The sequence below is a fragment of the Mycobacterium terramassiliense genome, assembly GCF_900157385.1.
In the GTDB taxonomy this organism is placed as follows: domain Bacteria; phylum Actinomycetota; class Actinomycetes; order Mycobacteriales; family Mycobacteriaceae; genus Mycobacterium; species Mycobacterium terramassiliense.
Genome location: NZ_LT717701.1, coordinates 2,758,078 through 2,773,443, shown reverse-complemented (window position 1 = coordinate 2,773,443; position 15,366 = coordinate 2,758,078). Strand labels below are relative to the sequence as shown.

Here is a 15,366-nt window from a genome sequence, read left to right as displayed (position 1 = left end):
AAGACCCATGACAGAGCTGGTTACCGGGGAAGGCCTCCCGAATGTAGTCGTCACTGGCATCGCCATGACGACCGCACTGGCGACGGACGCCGAGACCACCTGGAAGTTGTTGCAGGACAGGCAAAGCGGTATCCGCGTCCTTGACGACCCATTCGTCGAGGAATTCGACCTCCCGGTGCGAATCGGCGGACACCTGCTGGAAGAATTCGACAGCCAGCTGACGCGCATCGAGCTGCGCCGGACGGGCTACCTGCAACGGATGTCGACCATTCTGGGCCGGCGGGTGTGGGAGAACGCCGGCTCGCCCGAGGTCGACACCAACCGGCTGATGGTCTCCATCGGCACCGGGATGGGCTCGTCGGAGGAAATGGTCTTCAGCTACGACGACATGCGCGCCCGCGGGCTCAGGGCGGTCTCGCCGCTCGGTGTGCAGAAGTACATGCCCAACGGTGCGGCGGCGGCGGTGGGTCTGGAATGGCACGCCAAAGCCGGTGTGATCACACCGGTTTCGGCGTGCGCCTCGGGTTCGGAGGGCATCGCCCAGGCGTGGCGCAACATCGTGTTCGGCGAGGCCGACATCGCGATCTGCGGCGGTGTCGAAACCAAGATCGAGGCCGTGCCGATCGCCGCGTTCGCCCAGATGCGCATCGTGATGTCCACCAAGAACGACGACCCGGTGGGCGCGTGCCGACCCTTCGACCGGGACCGGACCGGCTTCGTGTTCGGCGAGGCCGGCGCGCTGATGGTGATCGAGACCGAGGAGCACGCCAAGGCCCGCGGTGCCACCATTCTGGCGCGATTGATGGGGGCCGGAATCACCTCCGACGGCTACCACATGGTGGCCCCGGACCCCAACGGCGAGCGCGCCGGGCACGCGATGTCCCGGGCGATTCAGCTCGCGGGCCTGACCCCGGGCGACATCGACCACGTCAACGCCCACGCCACCGGCACCTCGGTGGGCGACCTGGCCGAGAGCAGGGCGATCAACAACGCCCTGGGCAGCAACAAGCCGGCGGTCTACGCCCCCAAGGCCGCGCTCGGCCACTCGGTCGGTGCGGTCGGCGCGGTGGAGTCCATCCTGACCGTGCTCGCGTTGCGGGATCAGGTGGTTCCCCCGACACTGAACCTGGAAAACCTCGATCCGGAGATCGATTTGGACGTGGTGGCGGGCAAGCCGCGACCGGGCGACTACAAGTACGCGATCAACAACTCGTTCGGATTCGGCGGCCACAACGTCGCGCTCGCCTTCGGGCGGTACTGACCCCGCCTTCATTGGCGAGCACACTCGGAACAGGAGACCTGCGATGACAATCATGGCCCCCGCGTCGGTTGGCGAATCGCTCGACCCCCGGGACCCGTTGCTGCGTCTGAGCAACTTCTTCGACGAGGGCACCGTGGAACTCCTGCACGAGCGTGACCGCTCGGGCGTGCTGTCCGCCGCCGGGACCGTGAACGGCATCCGCACCATCGCGTTCTGCACGGACGGCACCGTGATGGGTGGTGCGATGGGCACCGAGGGCTGCAGGCACATCGTCAACGCCTACGACACAGCCATCGAGGAGCAGAGCCCGATCGTGGGCATCTGGCACTCGGGTGGGGCGCGGTTGGCCGAGGGCGTCAAGGCGCTGCACGCGGTCGGCACCGTGTTCGAGGCCATGATTCGCGCGTCCGGCTACATCCCGCAGGTCTCGGTCGTCGTCGGTTTCGCCGCCGGCGGCGCCGCCTACGGGCCCGCGCTGACGGACGTCATCGTGATGGCGCCGGAGAGCCGGGTTTTCGTCACCGGACCCGACGTGGTGCGCAGCGTCACCGGTGAGGACGTCGACATGGCCTCGCTCGGCGGACCCGAGACCCACCACAAGAAGTCCGGGGTGTGCCACATCGTCGCCGACGACGAGCTCGACGCCTACGAGCGCGGCCGCCGGTTGGTCGGATTGTTCTGCCAGCAGGGTCATTTCGACCGCAGCAAGGCCGAGGCCGGCGACACCGACATCCACGCGCTGCTGCCCGAGTCGGCGCGGCGGGCCTACGACGTGCACCCGATCGTCACCGCGATCCTCGACAAGGATGTGCCGTTCGACGAGTTCCAGGCCAACTGGGCGCCGTCGATGGTGGTCGGGCTGGGCCGGCTGTCGGGCCGCACGGTCGGCGTGCTGGCCAACAACCCGCTGCGACTCGGCGGCTGCCTGAACTCCGAAAGCGCCGAGAAGGCCGCGCGTTTCGTGCGGCTGTGCGACGCCTTCGGCATCCCGCTGATCGTGGTCGTCGACGTGCCGGGCTACCTGCCGGGCGTCGACCAGGAGTGGGGCGGCGTGGTGCGCCGCGGCGCCAAGCTGCTGCACGCCTTCGGCGAGTGCACCGTGCCGCGCGTCACGCTGGTCACCCGAAAGACGTACGGCGGGGCCTACATTGCGATGAACTCGCGTTCGCTGAACGCGACCAAGGTGTTCGCCTGGCCGGACGCCGAGGTTGCGGTGATGGGCGCCAAGGCCGCGGTGGGGATTCTGCACAAGAAGAAGCTGGCCGCCGCGCCCGACCACGAGCGCGAGGCGCTGCACGACGAGCTGGCCGCCGAGCACGAGCGGATCGCCGGCGGCGTGGACAGCGCCATCGAGATCGGCGTGGTCGACGAGAAGATCGATCCGGCGCACACCCGCAGCAAGCTCACCGAGGCGCTGGCCCACGCGCCCGTTCGCCGCGGCCGCCACAAGAACATCCCGCTGTAGGCGCACCCTTCGTACCGCAGCGGCCGGTCGGCGATGTTCGCCGGCGGGCTTCAGGCGTCCAAGAACTGCTGAACGGTGTCGGTGAGTATGCGCCCGCCCGCGGTGTTGAGGTGAATGCCGTCGACGTGGAAGTGCCAACCGTTGCTCCGAGAGATCTCGTCAAAGCTTTGGCGCATAACCATTTCCCGCCACAGGTAGTCGCGGTAGAGCGACGCGAACGAGAAACGGGTGAACGGTTTGGTCGTCGTCGCCCGCGCGAGGCGCTCCAGGAATGCTTCATAGAACGGGATGTAGTGTGCGGACCCCGTCGAGGCGACGTTGCGGATGATGCCGTTGTAGGTGGCGATCAGGTCGTTGAGCCGCTCCTGAACCGGGTGGGACGAACCGGGCTCCTCTCCCAGCGGCGCAAGGGAACTCAGCCCGACCCGGGCACCGGCCTCCCCGTGCAGCCTGTGCACGATGATCGCGAGGTTCTGTTCGAACCGCGCCGGCGACGGTTCTTCGGAGAGTCGCTTCCAGACCCGGGCGAATCGGCGGAAGCTGGGAAAGACACTCGCCATGACGTCGTTCGTCCCGATGAGCACGATGACGCGGTCTGGCCGCAGCGCGATCACTCGGTCGAGGCGCCGGACGGCATTGAAGGACAGGTCCCCGCCCACGCCGAGATTGACGAACCGAAATCGGCGGTTTTGGGGCCGCTTTTCCAGCTCGTCGATCCACTTGTAGGTTCCCCTCGACGCGGTGGTGCTCGAGCCCAGACAGGCCACCGTTTCCGAACTCGGCGTACCGCTCATGGTGTCCGGGCGAGGATCTGACCCAGCACCCGGCCGAGGTCGGTCCGTGGTGAACGCGGAAGACCGTCGGCGCGCCAGCCGACGAAGTCGTCGGGTCGCACCAACAATGCCCCGTCCGGTGCCAGGCCCGTGGCGGCAACCCAGGACCCGTCGCCGTCGCGCGCAGTTCCGATGCGCTGCACGCCGATCGGGACGCCGACGGCCTGCGACACGCAGGCTGCGGCGTCAGACCATTCGGCATCGTCGTCGCCGGTCAACAACGTGAAGCCGGGACCGAGCAGATCGAGGGTGGAGACCCGCTTTCCGCCGTCGACGACCCACGCGTGCGGGACGCGGGTGCCCGGTTGCCCGCGCAATTCCCCCACCAGTGACACGGCGTCCGGACGCGCCGGAACGGGATCATCGGAAACCACTGCGGCCGAGCGGTATTGGTAGCCGATGAGCAGAGGGAACATTGGCACCTCTTCCTCAGCGGGCAATAGCGGTCGGTCGTCGTCCAACCGGAGGAAGGCCAGCGATGGACCCGTCAGCGACTGGCGCGCATTGAAGCGCCCGACCGGGTGTCTCTCGGCGTGGTAGGTGCTAAGCAGGCCCGGGCCGGCCGTCCCGTTCAAGACCGCGGCCAGCTTCCAGGCCAGGTTGTGCGCGCTCTGGATGGCGGTGTTGGCCCCGCCGGCCTTGAATGGGGGCATGGTGTGGGCCGAGTCGCCGACGAGAAAGATTCGGCCGCTTTGGAATTGGTCGGCCACCCGCTCGTAGGGCTGCCACGGCGCAATGTCGATGACGTCCAGGTCGATCGGCTCACCGATCGCTTTCGTCAACAGCTCTCGGCACTTTTGTGCGGTGAACTTATCGGCGGTCTCGCCGCGGTCGGGAAAATACGTGGTGATGAACATGCCGAAGTCGTCGCGCACCGGCAGGAAGATGCCCTCCACGTCGGGGTTTTTGACCTGGACGCCGTCGCCGCCGCGCAGCTGTGGGACGAACTGTCGCCACGCTCCCCGGAAGTAAATGAAGACGACGTAGATCGGCAGCGGCCCATAGCCGGAGGCCGTCACGCCCAAGGCGTCGCGGACCGGACTGTGCACGCCGTCTGCGGCGACGAGATAGTCGGCGCGTACCACCTCAGTCGCGCCCGACTCCCGGTCGCGTACCACCGCGGTGACGCCGCCTTCGTCTTGTTCGAACGAACTCAATTCCGTGGCGTAGCGCGCCTGGCTGCCGTGCCGACGGGTATACGCGGCCAGGATGGGTTCGAACGCGCTCTGCGGGCAGTATTGCCCGCCGGGCTCGGGGCTCAGATCCTCGAACGGCGAGAAGATGGCGTTGATGTCGAGCGCCTGGTGCTCTTCGGTGCTGCGGAGCGTCGGCTTGCTCAGCATGTCCGAAACTCCGTGGGCGATCGCGTGGACCTCGTCGGCCAGGCCCAGGCCGCGCAGGATCTCCAGACTCCGGAAGCTCAGGTTGCGGGCCTTTGGGTAGATGAACACCTCGCGGCGTTTTTCGACCAGCAGGGAACGGATTCCGTGCTTGGCGAGCAGCGCCGACGTCGCCAGCCCGCCCGCGCCCGCGCCCACCACCAGCACCGGCACCCTCAATGTGGCAGTCACGCTGAAATGATAGCAACTGTCACTTTACGAAGCCAGCGACGAATTCCCCCGCCACGGCGGCCACCCGCTCGCGATCCCGCGCCACCAGGCCGATCCGCGTCCGGCGATCCAGGATGTCGTCGACGTCCAGTGCGCCCTCGTGCGTCACTGCGTACTCGAACTCCGCCCTGGTCACGTCGATGCCCTCGGCGACCGGCTCGGCCGGGCGGTCGCACGTCGCGTTCGCGACGACGCCGAACGCCTCGGCGCCGTAGCGCGCCACCAACGACGCGGGCAACCCGGCGCCCGACCCCGCGGCGGGCCCCGGGTTCGCCGGCGACCCGATCAGCGGCAGGTCGCGCGTGCGGCAGTCGCCGGCGCGCAAACCTCGCCGGCCGACGGCGAAGTCCAGGACGTCCTCCGCCATGTAGCGGTATTCGGTCAGCTTGCCGCCGATGATGCTGATGACGCCGGACGGCGCCTCGATGACGGCGTGCTCGCGCGACACGTCGGCGGTGCGGCCCTCACCGGTGTCGATCAGCGGCCGCAGACCGGCGTACGCGCCGATCACGTCCGCCGTGCCGAGCGAGGTCCCCACCGCGGTGTTCACCGTGTCCAGCAGGAACGCGATCTCGTCGCGGGACGGTTCGGGCACGTCGGGTATCGGGCCGGGCGCGTCTTCGTCGGTCAGACCCAGGTAAACCCGGCCCAGCTGCTCGGGCATGGCGAACACGAAGCGGTTGAGCTCGCCGGGAATCGGAACCGTAAGGGCCGCAGTCGGATTCCCGAACGCCCGAGCATCGAAGACGAGGTGTGTCCCGCGGCTGGGCCGCAGCCGCAACGAATCGTCGATCTCGGCCGCCCACACCCCGGCGGCGTTGATCACCGCGCGGGCCGACACGTCGAACGACTGCCCGCTGCGCTGATCGGTCAACCGCACCGAGGTGCCCGTCGCGTCGGACGCGGCGACGTGGGTCAGGATGCGGGCGCCGTGCTGCGCCGCGGTGCGCGCGACCGCGGTCACCAGCCGGGCGTCGTCGATCAATTGCCCGTCGTACGCCAGAAAGCCGCCGTCGAGGCCGTCGCGTCGCACCGTGGGCGCCAGCTCCACGACGCGCCGCGCCGACCCCCGCCGCGACCGCGGCAGCACCGACGACGGCGTACCCGCCAGCGCCCGCAGCCCATCGCCGGCCAGGAACCCGGCGCGCACCAGCGCCCGCTTGCCGCGGCTCATCGACGGCAGCAGGGGCACCAACTGCGGCATCGCGTGAACGAGATGAGGGGCGTTGCGCGTCATCAGGATTCCGCGCTCGACGGCGCTGCGCCGGGCGATGCCGACGTTGCCGCTCGCGAGGTAGCGCAGGCCGCCGTGCACCAGCTTGGAACTCCAGCGGCTGGTGCCGAACGCCAGGTCGTGTTTCTCCACCAGCGCCACCCGCAGGCCGCGCGAGGCGGCGTCCAGGGCGATCCCGACGCCGGTGATGCCCCCACCGATCACGACGGCGTCCAGCGGCGCGCCGTCGGCCAGGGCGCTCAGGTCGGCGGTGCGGCGCGCGGCATTCAGCGCGGAAAGGTTCACGAGAGGTATCCGTTCAGCGAGTAGCCGAGCTCGGCGGCCAGCGCGTCGGCGTCCAGCATCGGCCGGACGATGCGTTCGGACTGGATGGTCGACTGGGCGATGAGCAACACCATGGTGGCCATCTGCAGCGGGTCTCCGGCCCTGACGCTGCCGTGGCGCTGGGCCACCCGCAGCCGCTCGGCCAGGGCGTCGATCAGCATCTGCTGGCTGGCCCCGAGGCGTTCGGTGATGTAGATCGGCGCCAGTTCCGAATGCAGCACCGACATCACCAGGTCGTCCCGGCGCAGTAGGTCGGCCACCGCGACGATCTGTCGCACCAGCGACTCCCGATCCTCGCCGAGCAACGGCGCTGTGCGCATCACGCCGGTGATGTGCCGGGTCAGCAGCGCCGCCACGATCGACTTGGTATCCGGCCAGCGGCGGTACACCGTCGGCCGGCTGACGCCGGCCCGGCGCGCGATCTCAGCCAGGGTCACCCGGTCCACCCCGAAATCGACGACGCAGCTCGCCGCCGCCGCCAGGATCCGGTCTCCCGTCTCCGACGGAGCGTTACTGATTGACAACATGTGTAATACTGTAACGCATGACGCACGCCGAGGAACTCCTTCCACCGATGAAATGGAACGCGTGGGGGGATCCCGCCGCGGCCAAGCCCCTCTCGGAGGGCATCCGCTCCCTGTTGAAACAGGCTGTGGGCCTGCAGGATTCGGGCGAAACCGACATCGCCGCCGACGACGTGAGGCTGCGCCCGTCGGCGCTGTCGCCGGCCGACAAAGACGCGCTGGCCGGCATCGTCGGCCCCGAGTACTGTCGCACCGACGACCGCGACCGGCTGCTGCGCGCCGGCGGCAAATCCACCCTCGACCTGCTGCGCCGCCGGGACGCCGGCGTCCAGGACGCGCCCGACGCCGTGCTGCTGCCCGGGGATGACGACGCGGTCGCCGCGATCCTGGGCTACTGCTCCGAGCACCGCATCGCGGTGATCCCGTTCGGCGGGGGCACCAACGTGGTCGGCGGCCTCGATCCCACCCGCGGCGGGTTCGAAGCCGTGGTGTCGCTCGACCTGCACCGCTTCGACCAGCTGATCGAGCTCGACGAGGTGTCCGGCCAGGCCACCCTCGGGGCCGGTGTCACCGGACCGGACGCCGAACGCCTGCTGGGCGCGCGCGGGTTTTCGCTCGGGCACTTCCCGCAGAGCTTCGAGTACGCCACCATCGGCGGCTTCGCCGCGACGCGGTCGTCGGGTCAGGACTCGGCGGGCTACGGCCGGTTCGACGACATGGTTCGCGGCCTGCGAATGGTCACCCCGGTGGGCACGCTGGAGCTCGGCCGCGCGCCGGCGTCGGCTGCGGGCCCCGACCTGCGCCAGCTGCTGCTCGGGTCGGAGGGAACCTTCGGCGTCATCACCCAGGTGCGGGTGCGCGTGCACCGCATCCCGGAAGCCGTTGCCTACGAAGCGTGGTCGTTCCCCGATTTCGAGACCGGCGCCGCGGCGCTGCGCGCCGTCACCCAGATCGGCACCGGCCCCACCGTCATCCGGCTTTCCGACGAGGTCGAGACCGGGGTCAACCTGGCCACCACCGAGGCGATCGGCGAAAGCCAGATCACCGGCGGGTGCCTGGGGCTCACCGTGTTCGAGGGCACCAAGGAACACGTCGAGAGCCGGCACGCCGAAACCAGCGCCCTGCTGGCGGGGCGGGGCGGCACGTCGCTGGGCGAGGGGCCGGCGCGGGCCTGGGAGCGCGGCCGGTTCGGCGCGCCGTATCTGCGCGACTCGCTGTTGTCCGCGGGCGCGCTCTGCGAGACGCTCGAGACGGCCACCGACTGGGCGGGCGTTCCCACGCTGAAAGCCGCTGTTACCCAAGCGCTTACCGATGCACTGGCCGAGACGGGCACCCCGGCGTTGGTGATGTGCCACATCTCGCACGTCTACCCCACCGGCGCGTCGCTCTACTTCACCATCGTCGCCGGGCAGCGCGGCAATCCGATCGAACAATGGCGGGCCGCCAAGAAGGCCGCGTCGGACGCGATCATCGCCCACGGCGGGACCATCACCCACCACCACGCCGTCGGCGCCGACCACCGGCCCTGGATGCGCGCCGAGGTCGGCGAGCTGGGCGTGCAGGTGTTGCGCGCGGTCAAGGCGACGCTCGACCCGGCCGGAATCCTCAACCCCGGCAAGCTGATTCCGTGACCCAGCGCGAGATCGGCAAGGTCACCGCGCTGACCAATCCCGCGTCGGGGCACGGCGCCGCGATCCGGGCGGCCCAGGTCGCGATCGCCCGCCTGCACGAGCGGGGCGTGCAGGTCACCGAGATCATCGGCGACGACGCCGAAGACGCGCGCCATCTCGTCGCGGCCGAACTCGAACGGGGAACGGACGCGGTCATGGTCACCGGCGGCGACGGCGTCGTCTCCAACGCGCTGCAGGTGCTGGCGGGCGCCGATGTCCCGCTGGGCATCGTCCCGGCCGGCACCGGCAACGATCACGCCCGTGAATTCGATATCCCCACCAAGGATCCCGCGGCCGCCGCGGACGTCGTCGCCGACGGCTGGACGGAAACCATCGACCTGGGCAGGATCCGGTGGGATGACACCCACAAGTGGTTCGGCACCGTCGCGGCCACCGGCTTCGACTCCCTGGTGACCGACCGCGCCAACCGGATGACCTGGCCGCACGGGCGGTTGCGCTATTACCTCGCGATGCTGGCCGAGCTGTCACAGCTGCGGCTGTTGCCGTTTCGGCTGGTGCTGGACGGCACCAACGAGATCGACGCCGACATCACCCTCGCGGCCTTCGGCAACACCCGCAGCTACGGCGGCGGGCTGCTGATCTGCCCCAACGCCGACCCCACCGACGGCCTGCTCGACATCACCATGGCCCACTCGGCGTCGCGGACGAAGTTGGTCCGCCTGTTCCCCACCGTCATGAAAGGCACGCACGTGAATCTCGACGAGGTGACCACGGCGCGGGCCAGGTCGATTGACGTCGAGTGCCCCGGCATCAACGTCTACGCCGACGGCGACTTCGCGTGCGCGCTGCCCGCCGAGATTTCCGCGGTGCCCGCCGCGCTGCGGATCCTGCGGCCGCGGGCCTCTTCAGACCATTAGTGGATCTTCGATTTCGGTAGCGCATGCGCTACCGAAATCCACAGTCGCCTACCGGTCCGGAGACGCTAGCCGACACCCCGGTTGAGCCAGGTCAGCTCGCCGGCGTCGCCGCCGTCGCGATAGACCTCGAGCGCCTCGTCCCACGCCGTTCCCAGCACCGAGTCCAGCTCGGCGGCCAGCGTGTCGGCGCCCTGGGCCATCATCGCGCGCAGCCGCATCTCGCCGACCATGATGTCGCCGTTGGCGCTCATCGACCCGCTCCACAGCCCCAGTTGGGGGGTGTGGCTGAAGCGCTGGCCGTCGACTCCGGGGCTGGGGTCCTCGGTGACCTCGAAGCGCAGCACCGACCAGGAGCGCAGGGCGTTCGCCAGCCGGGCGCCGGTACCCACCGGCCCCACCCAGTTGGTGACCGCGCGCAGCTGCCCGGGCATCGCCGGCTGCGGTGTCCAGACCAGGTTGGCCTTGGACTGCAGGGTCGATGACAACGCCCACTCGACATGCGGGCATACCGCCGCGGGCGAGGCATGGACGTACACCACACCCGTCGTCACGTCGGCAAATTGGTTCGACGCACGCATATCCTGCTCCTTCGGTTCCACGAGGGACGTCTTCCCCAACGACCTGGTGGACCGCTCGAAGCGGCATGCATGTAAATTTTTGTGTCCTGCGTGTCTATTGTGCCCTGTGATACCCCTGTTGCGCTAGTGTGCGGAGTGGTCAAATGTCACTCGGCCAGCACCAGGTCCGAAAGCGCAGGCCACGGCTGTAGCGCCCATTCGCCGAAATCGCGGTCCGTGAGGACCACCAGCGCCCGGTCGGCCTCGGGATCCGCCCAGATGAACCCGCCCGCCTGACCGAAATGGCCGTACGTGCGCGCCGAGTTGCGCGCGCCCGTCCAGTGCGGCGACTTGGCGTCCCTGATCTCGAATCCCAGGCCCCAATCGTTGGGCCGCTGCACGCCGTAGCCGGGCAGCACCCCGTCCAGGCCGGGAAACTGCACGGTCGTGGCCTCGGCGTGCAGCTGCGCCGAGACCGTCGACGGGCGCAGCAGGTCCCCGGCGAAGGCCGCCAGGTCGGCGACCGTCGACGTGGCGCCGAACCCCGCGGCCTCGCACCCACCGTTCAGCCGGGTGGCCGCCATGCCGAGCGGCTCGCACACCGCCTCGGCCAGGTAGCGGCCGAACTCGATCCCCGACTCCGCCTCCACGGCCCGGGCCAGCACGCCGAACCCATAGTTTGAGTACATCCGCCGGGCGCCGGGCTTGGCCAGCACGCGATCGTTGTGCATCGCCAGGCCCGACGCGTGCGCCAGCAGATGTCGGATCGTCGAGCCGGGCGGGCCGGCCGGGGTGTCCAGCTCGACGACGCCCTCCTCGATCGCGACGTGCGCGGCCCGGGCCACCAGCGGCTTGGTGACCGACGCCAGCTCGAAGACCCGTTCGGTGTCGCCGTGGGTGGCCAGCACCCCGCCGGGCCCGACGACCGCGGCGGCGGCGGCCGTCACCGGCCAGCCGGTGATGCTGTCGAGCGCGGCCATCACTTCCTGGCGATGTAGTAGTTGTTGATCGGGTCCGAGTCGATCTCGGCCACCCTCACGTCGTCGAACCCGGCGTCACCGAGCATCGACGTGGCCAGCTGCGTGCCCCACGCGGTGCCCAGCCCGGCGCCGTCCAGCGCGAGCGACACCGTCATGCAGTGCATCAGCGAGACGGTGTAGAGGTAGGTGCTCATCGGGATGCCGACGTTCTCCTCGAGCCGGCTCGACGCCTTGATGTCGGCCATCAGGAAGACGCCGCCCGGCCGCAGGGCGCGGTAGATGTTTTCCAGCACCCGCGCCGGGTGCGCCTGATCGTGGATGGCGTCGAACACGGTGATGACGTCGTAGGCCTCTTTTTTCGACGCCGCGTCGAGCTCGGCCAGGTTGTGGCTTTCGAAGGTGGCGTTCGTCAGGCCGAGGCGGGCCGCCTCGGCGACACCGGCGGCGACGGCCTCGTCGGAGAAGTCGATGCCGGTGAACCGGCTCGCCGGGAACGCCTGGGCCATCACGTTGATCGCGTGGCCGCTGCCGCACCCGAAGTCGGCCACGTCGGCGCCGGCGCGCAGCCGTTCCGGCAGGCCGTCGACCAAGGGCAGCACCACGTCGACGAGCGCGATGTCGAACACCGCGGCGCTCTGCTCGGCCATCAGCGAGTGAAAGCGCGGGAATTCGCTGTACGGCAGCCCGCCGCCCTCCCGGAAGCAACCGACGATTTTCTGCTCGACCTCGCCGAGCTGCGGAAGGAACAGCGCCACCAGCGCCAGGTTGTCGGGCCCGGCCGCGCGGGTGAGCACGCCGGCCCGGTGCGCGGGCAACGAGTAGGTGCCGGCGCCGGCGTCGTAGTCGACGACGTGCCCGGTGGTCATGCCGGCCAGCCATTCCCGGACGTAGCGCTCGTTGAGGCCGGCGGCCTCGGCGATCTGCGCGCTGGTGGCCGGGGGCAGCCCTGCCATCGTGTCCAGCAGGCCGGTCTGATGCCCGATGCTCAGCAGGATCGTGAGGCTGGCGCCGTCGATGGCCGCGACCATTCGCCCGGCGAAATCTTCGGTGGTTTCCGAGGCGGTTTCAGGTGCCGTCACGCTCTGCAGACGCTACACCGTAGGTTGGAGCGCATGAGTCAGACAGTGCGCGGAGTGATTTCACGCAAGAAGGGCGAACCCGTCGAGGTGGTGGACGTCGTCGTCCCGGACCCCGGGCCCGGTGAGGCGGTGGTCGACATCATCGCCTGCGGGGTGTGCCACACCGACCTGACCTACCGCGAGGGCGGCATCAACGACGAGTACCCGTTCCTGCTCGGCCACGAGGCGGCCGGCACCGTCGAGGCGGTCGGGCCGGGCGTGACGGCCGTCGAGCCGGGCGACTTCGTGATCCTGAACTGGCGCGCGGTGTGCGGGCAGTGCCGCGCGTGCAAGCGCGGCCGACCGCAGTACTGCTTCAGCAGCCTCAACGCCGAGCAGAAGATGACGCTCACCGACGGCACCGAGCTCACCCCGGCGCTGGGCATCGGGGCCTTCTGCGACAAGACGCTGGTGGCCGCCGGCCAGTGCACGAAGGTCGACCGCCGGGCCGACCCGGCGGTCGCCGGCCTGCTGGGCTGCGGCGTGATGGCCGGGCTGGGCGCCGCGATCAACACCGGGGCCGTCACCCGCGACGACACCGTCGCCGTGATCGGCTGCGGCGGCGTGGGCGACGCCGCGATCGCCGGCGCCGCGCTGGTCGGGGCCCGCCAGATCATCGCCGTGGACACCGACAACACCAAACTGGACTGGGCCCGCAAGTTCGGCGCCACGCACACGGTCAACGCCCGCGAATTCGACGTCGTGAAAACGATCCAGGACCTGACCGAGGGCTTCGGCGTCAACGTGGCGATCGACGCGGTGGGCCGGCCCGAAACGTGGAAGCAGGCCTTCTACGCGCGCGACCTCGCCGGAACCGTTGTGCTGGTGGGGGTTCCGACCCCCGACATGCAGCTGGAGATGCCGCTGCTGGACTTCTTCAGCCACGGTGGGTCGCTGAAGTCGTCCTGGTACGGCGACTGCCTGCCCGAGCGCGACTTCCCCACCCTGATCGACCTGTACCTGCAGGGCCGGCTGCCGTTGGACAAGTTCGTCTCCGAACGCATCGGGCTCGACGGCGTCGAGGAGGCGTTCCACAAGATGCACGGCGGCAAGGTGCTGCGCTCGGTGGTGATCCTGTAATGGTGAGCATCGATCGGGTAATCACGCACGGCACCTTCGAACTGGACGGCGGCAGTTGGGAAGTCGACAACAACATCTGGCTCATCGGCGACAATTCGAACGTCGTGGTTTTCGACGCCGCCCATGACGCGGCGCCCATCGTCGAGGCGGTAGGGGGCCGCCACGTGGTGGCGGTGGTGTGCACGCACGGGCACAACGACCACGTCACGGTGGCTCCCGAGCTGGGCAAGACGCTGGACGCACCGGTGCTGCTGCATCCGGCCGACGAGGTGCTGTGGCGAATGACCCACCCGAACAAAGACTTTCGGTGTGTTTCCGACGGCGAGAGGTTGAGCGTCGCCGGCACCGAGCTGACGGCGTTGCACACCCCGGGCCACTCGCCCGGGTCGGTGTGCTGGTACTCGCATGACCTGGGCGTCGTGTTCAGCGGCGACACCCTGTTCGCCGGCGGGCCCGGCGCGACGGGTCGTTCTTACTCGGATTTCCCGACGATCCTGAACTCCATCTCCGAGCGGCTGGGCACGCTGCCCGGCGACACCATCGTGCACACCGGCCACGGCGACAGCACCACAATCGGCGACGAGATCGTGCACTACGAGGAGTGGGTGGCGCGCGGCCACTGAGGCCTGTCGGATCACACCCGCCACAGGGGTCGCCGTCGGCGAGGCACACCGTTTTCGTCCACCTCATGGGGACAACCGCGCCGGGCATGCGTTCGCGTGTGAACTAACGGTTTTCGGCGTGCATCCAGGGCGCGTATTTCGCAGAATTTCCGCCCTCGACGCACACAGAAAGCCCTAGGGGCACACGAAAACCGGCCGCGTTCGCCAGGTCGCCGCGCTGTCGCAACGTTGTCGCTCTGCGTGCGGGCGCGTCGGGTGTCTGCAGTTTCAGAGACGCGTGTGACCGCTGGGATCTCGCCGCCGAAAAGCCTAATGCCCCTCGAGGATCCGGCGCTTCTCGGCCTCGAACTCCTCGTTGGTCAGCGCCCCGGAATCCCGCAGCGCTGCCAGGGTTTTGAGCCGCTCGAGGCGTACCCCCTCGTCGCTGGGCTCCATCGGCACGGCGGGCGTCACCATCGGCGCGGCGGGCGTCACCATCGGCGCGGCGGGCGTCACCATTGGCGCGGCGGGCGTCACCGGCGATGCGACGGGCGGCGGGTAGTACGGGTTGGCCGCCACCACCGCACGGCGCCGGGTGCGGCCCAGCCACAGCCCGGACAGAATCGAATCGATTAGCCCCACCACGAACAGCCCGACGAACAACCACACCAAAAAGCCCTCGGAACTCTTGTGGCCGAAGGCCAGTCGCGGATTGATGTACCCGTTGACCTGGCCGTCGGTGGTGATGTTGTAGTTGCCGCTGACGGGGATCTGCGCCACCCACACCCGCACGTGCGCGTCGTTGTTGACCGTCGTTGTGCTGCCGATGCTTTCGTTCAACGCGGGTTGCGCCGCGCCCTCGGGCGGCGCGATCGTCAGACCCAGCGGCGGCACCGGCAGGCCGCCGTTGGGGCTGCCGACGACGACGGTGTGCAGGCTGACGGTGACCTCGCCGGCGGGCAGGTACACGCTGCCCGTTCCCGGGATCGGCACCTCGCCGTAGGCGTTGTACTTGTCCAGAAAGAACGCGTTGAGCACCAGGGCGACGATGAAGCCGCCCACCGACACGATCATCAGCACGACGGCGGCGGCCAGCGAAACCTTGGCGAGCCGCCTGCTGTTCATCCAGGCAGTCTGTCACCGCGCGCCGGGCGATGCCAGCGGTCGGACGCCGGCCCTGTCGACGAGCCGGCACAAAGAGCACACTATGACGGGGCGCGTACGAAAGGA

At 69.3% G+C, this 15,366-nt stretch carries 14 protein-coding genes; 6 read left to right on the top strand and 8 right to left on the bottom strand.

The window, feature by feature from the left end:
- The first annotated feature begins 7 nt into the window (after positions 1-7).
- Together kasB and MTAB308_RS27695 are read left to right on the top strand one after the other, a co-directional pair.
- A complete protein-coding gene (gene kasB / locus MTAB308_RS27700; RefSeq protein WP_077104016.1) occupies positions 8-1,261 on the top strand; it encodes a 3-oxoacyl-ACP synthase KasB in 1,254 nt (417 codons plus the stop codon).
- A gap of 43 nt (positions 1,262-1,304) precedes the next feature.
- On the top strand, positions 1,305-2,726 hold the full coding sequence (locus tag MTAB308_RS27695) for an acyl-CoA carboxylase subunit beta (RefSeq protein ID WP_077104013.1): 1,422 nt from the start codon (positions 1,305-1,307) through the stop codon (positions 2,724-2,726).
- 50 nt (positions 2,727-2,776) lie between these two features.
- Here the strand turns inward: MTAB308_RS27695 and MTAB308_RS27690 are convergent, their stop codons facing one another.
- The 4 genes from MTAB308_RS27690 to MTAB308_RS27675 are packed head-to-tail and all read right to left on the bottom strand — an operon-like array spanning position 2,777 to position 7,254.
- Positions 2,777-3,520 (bottom strand): SGNH/GDSL hydrolase family protein, encoded by a 744-nt coding sequence (locus MTAB308_RS27690; protein ID WP_077104011.1) that lies wholly within the window; start codon positions 3,518-3,520, stop codon positions 2,777-2,779.
- Positions 3,517-5,130 carry an FAD-dependent monooxygenase gene (locus tag MTAB308_RS27685; protein WP_077104009.1) on the bottom strand — a complete coding sequence of 538 codons (1,614 nt, stop codon included), beginning with the start codon at positions 5,128-5,130 and terminating at the stop codon, positions 3,517-3,519. The genes MTAB308_RS27690 and MTAB308_RS27685 overlap by 4 nt, the downstream gene beginning before the upstream one ends.
- A 19-nt stretch (positions 5,131-5,149) precedes the next feature.
- Positions 5,150-6,688: a glycerol-3-phosphate dehydrogenase/oxidase gene (locus tag MTAB308_RS27680; RefSeq protein ID WP_425436340.1), complete on the bottom strand. Its 1,539-nt coding sequence runs from the start codon at positions 6,686-6,688 to the stop codon at positions 5,150-5,152.
- On the bottom strand, positions 6,685-7,254 hold the full coding sequence (locus tag MTAB308_RS27675) for a TetR/AcrR family transcriptional regulator (RefSeq protein ID WP_077104004.1): 570 nt from the start codon (positions 7,252-7,254) through the stop codon (positions 6,685-6,687). Before MTAB308_RS27675 ends, MTAB308_RS27680 begins: the two co-directional genes overlap by 4 nt.
- 47 nt (positions 7,255-7,301) lie before the next feature.
- On the opposite strand from MTAB308_RS27675, the gene MTAB308_RS27670 reads away from it, so the two are divergent.
- Complete coding sequence (locus MTAB308_RS27670) at positions 7,302-8,882, top strand: FAD-binding oxidoreductase (protein WP_077104896.1); 1,581 nt, start codon at positions 7,302-7,304, stop codon at positions 8,880-8,882.
- Positions 8,879-9,799, top strand: a complete 921-nt coding sequence (locus MTAB308_RS27665) for a diacylglycerol kinase (RefSeq protein WP_077104002.1) — start codon at positions 8,879-8,881, stop codon at positions 9,797-9,799. Before MTAB308_RS27670 ends, MTAB308_RS27665 begins: the two co-directional genes overlap by 4 nt.
- Positions 9,800-9,864: 65 nt before the next feature.
- Here MTAB308_RS27665 and MTAB308_RS27660 read toward each other — a convergent pair whose 3' ends face one another.
- The 3 genes from MTAB308_RS27660 to MTAB308_RS27650 form a co-directional block, all read right to left on the bottom strand.
- Positions 9,865-10,377, bottom strand: coding sequence for a DUF3145 domain-containing protein (locus MTAB308_RS27660; RefSeq protein ID WP_077104894.1), 513 nt, complete (start codon positions 10,375-10,377; stop codon positions 9,865-9,867).
- 146 nt (positions 10,378-10,523) lie between these two features.
- Complete coding sequence (locus tag MTAB308_RS27655) at positions 10,524-11,336, bottom strand: serine hydrolase domain-containing protein (RefSeq protein ID WP_077104000.1); 813 nt, start codon at positions 11,334-11,336, stop codon at positions 10,524-10,526.
- Complete coding sequence (locus MTAB308_RS27650) at positions 11,336-12,364, bottom strand: class I SAM-dependent methyltransferase (RefSeq protein ID WP_077103998.1); 1,029 nt, start codon at positions 12,362-12,364, stop codon at positions 11,336-11,338. Before MTAB308_RS27650 ends, MTAB308_RS27655 begins: the two co-directional genes overlap by 1 nt.
- Positions 12,365-12,448: 84 nt before the next feature.
- Between MTAB308_RS27650 and MTAB308_RS27645 the strand changes: the two genes are divergently transcribed.
- On the top strand, positions 12,449-13,534 hold the full coding sequence (locus tag MTAB308_RS27645; RefSeq protein ID WP_077103996.1) for an S-(hydroxymethyl)mycothiol dehydrogenase: 1,086 nt from the start codon (positions 12,449-12,451) through the stop codon (positions 13,532-13,534).
- Complete coding sequence (locus MTAB308_RS27640; RefSeq protein WP_077103994.1) at positions 13,534-14,157, top strand: MBL fold metallo-hydrolase; 624 nt, start codon at positions 13,534-13,536, stop codon at positions 14,155-14,157. Before MTAB308_RS27645 ends, MTAB308_RS27640 begins: the two co-directional genes overlap by 1 nt.
- Before the next feature lie 309 nt (positions 14,158-14,466).
- On the opposite strand, the gene MTAB308_RS27635 is transcribed toward MTAB308_RS27640, so the two are convergent.
- Positions 14,467-15,261 (bottom strand): SHOCT domain-containing protein, encoded by a 795-nt coding sequence (locus MTAB308_RS27635; RefSeq protein WP_077103992.1) that lies wholly within the window; start codon positions 15,259-15,261, stop codon positions 14,467-14,469.
- Positions 15,262-15,366: the final 105 nt, after the last annotated feature.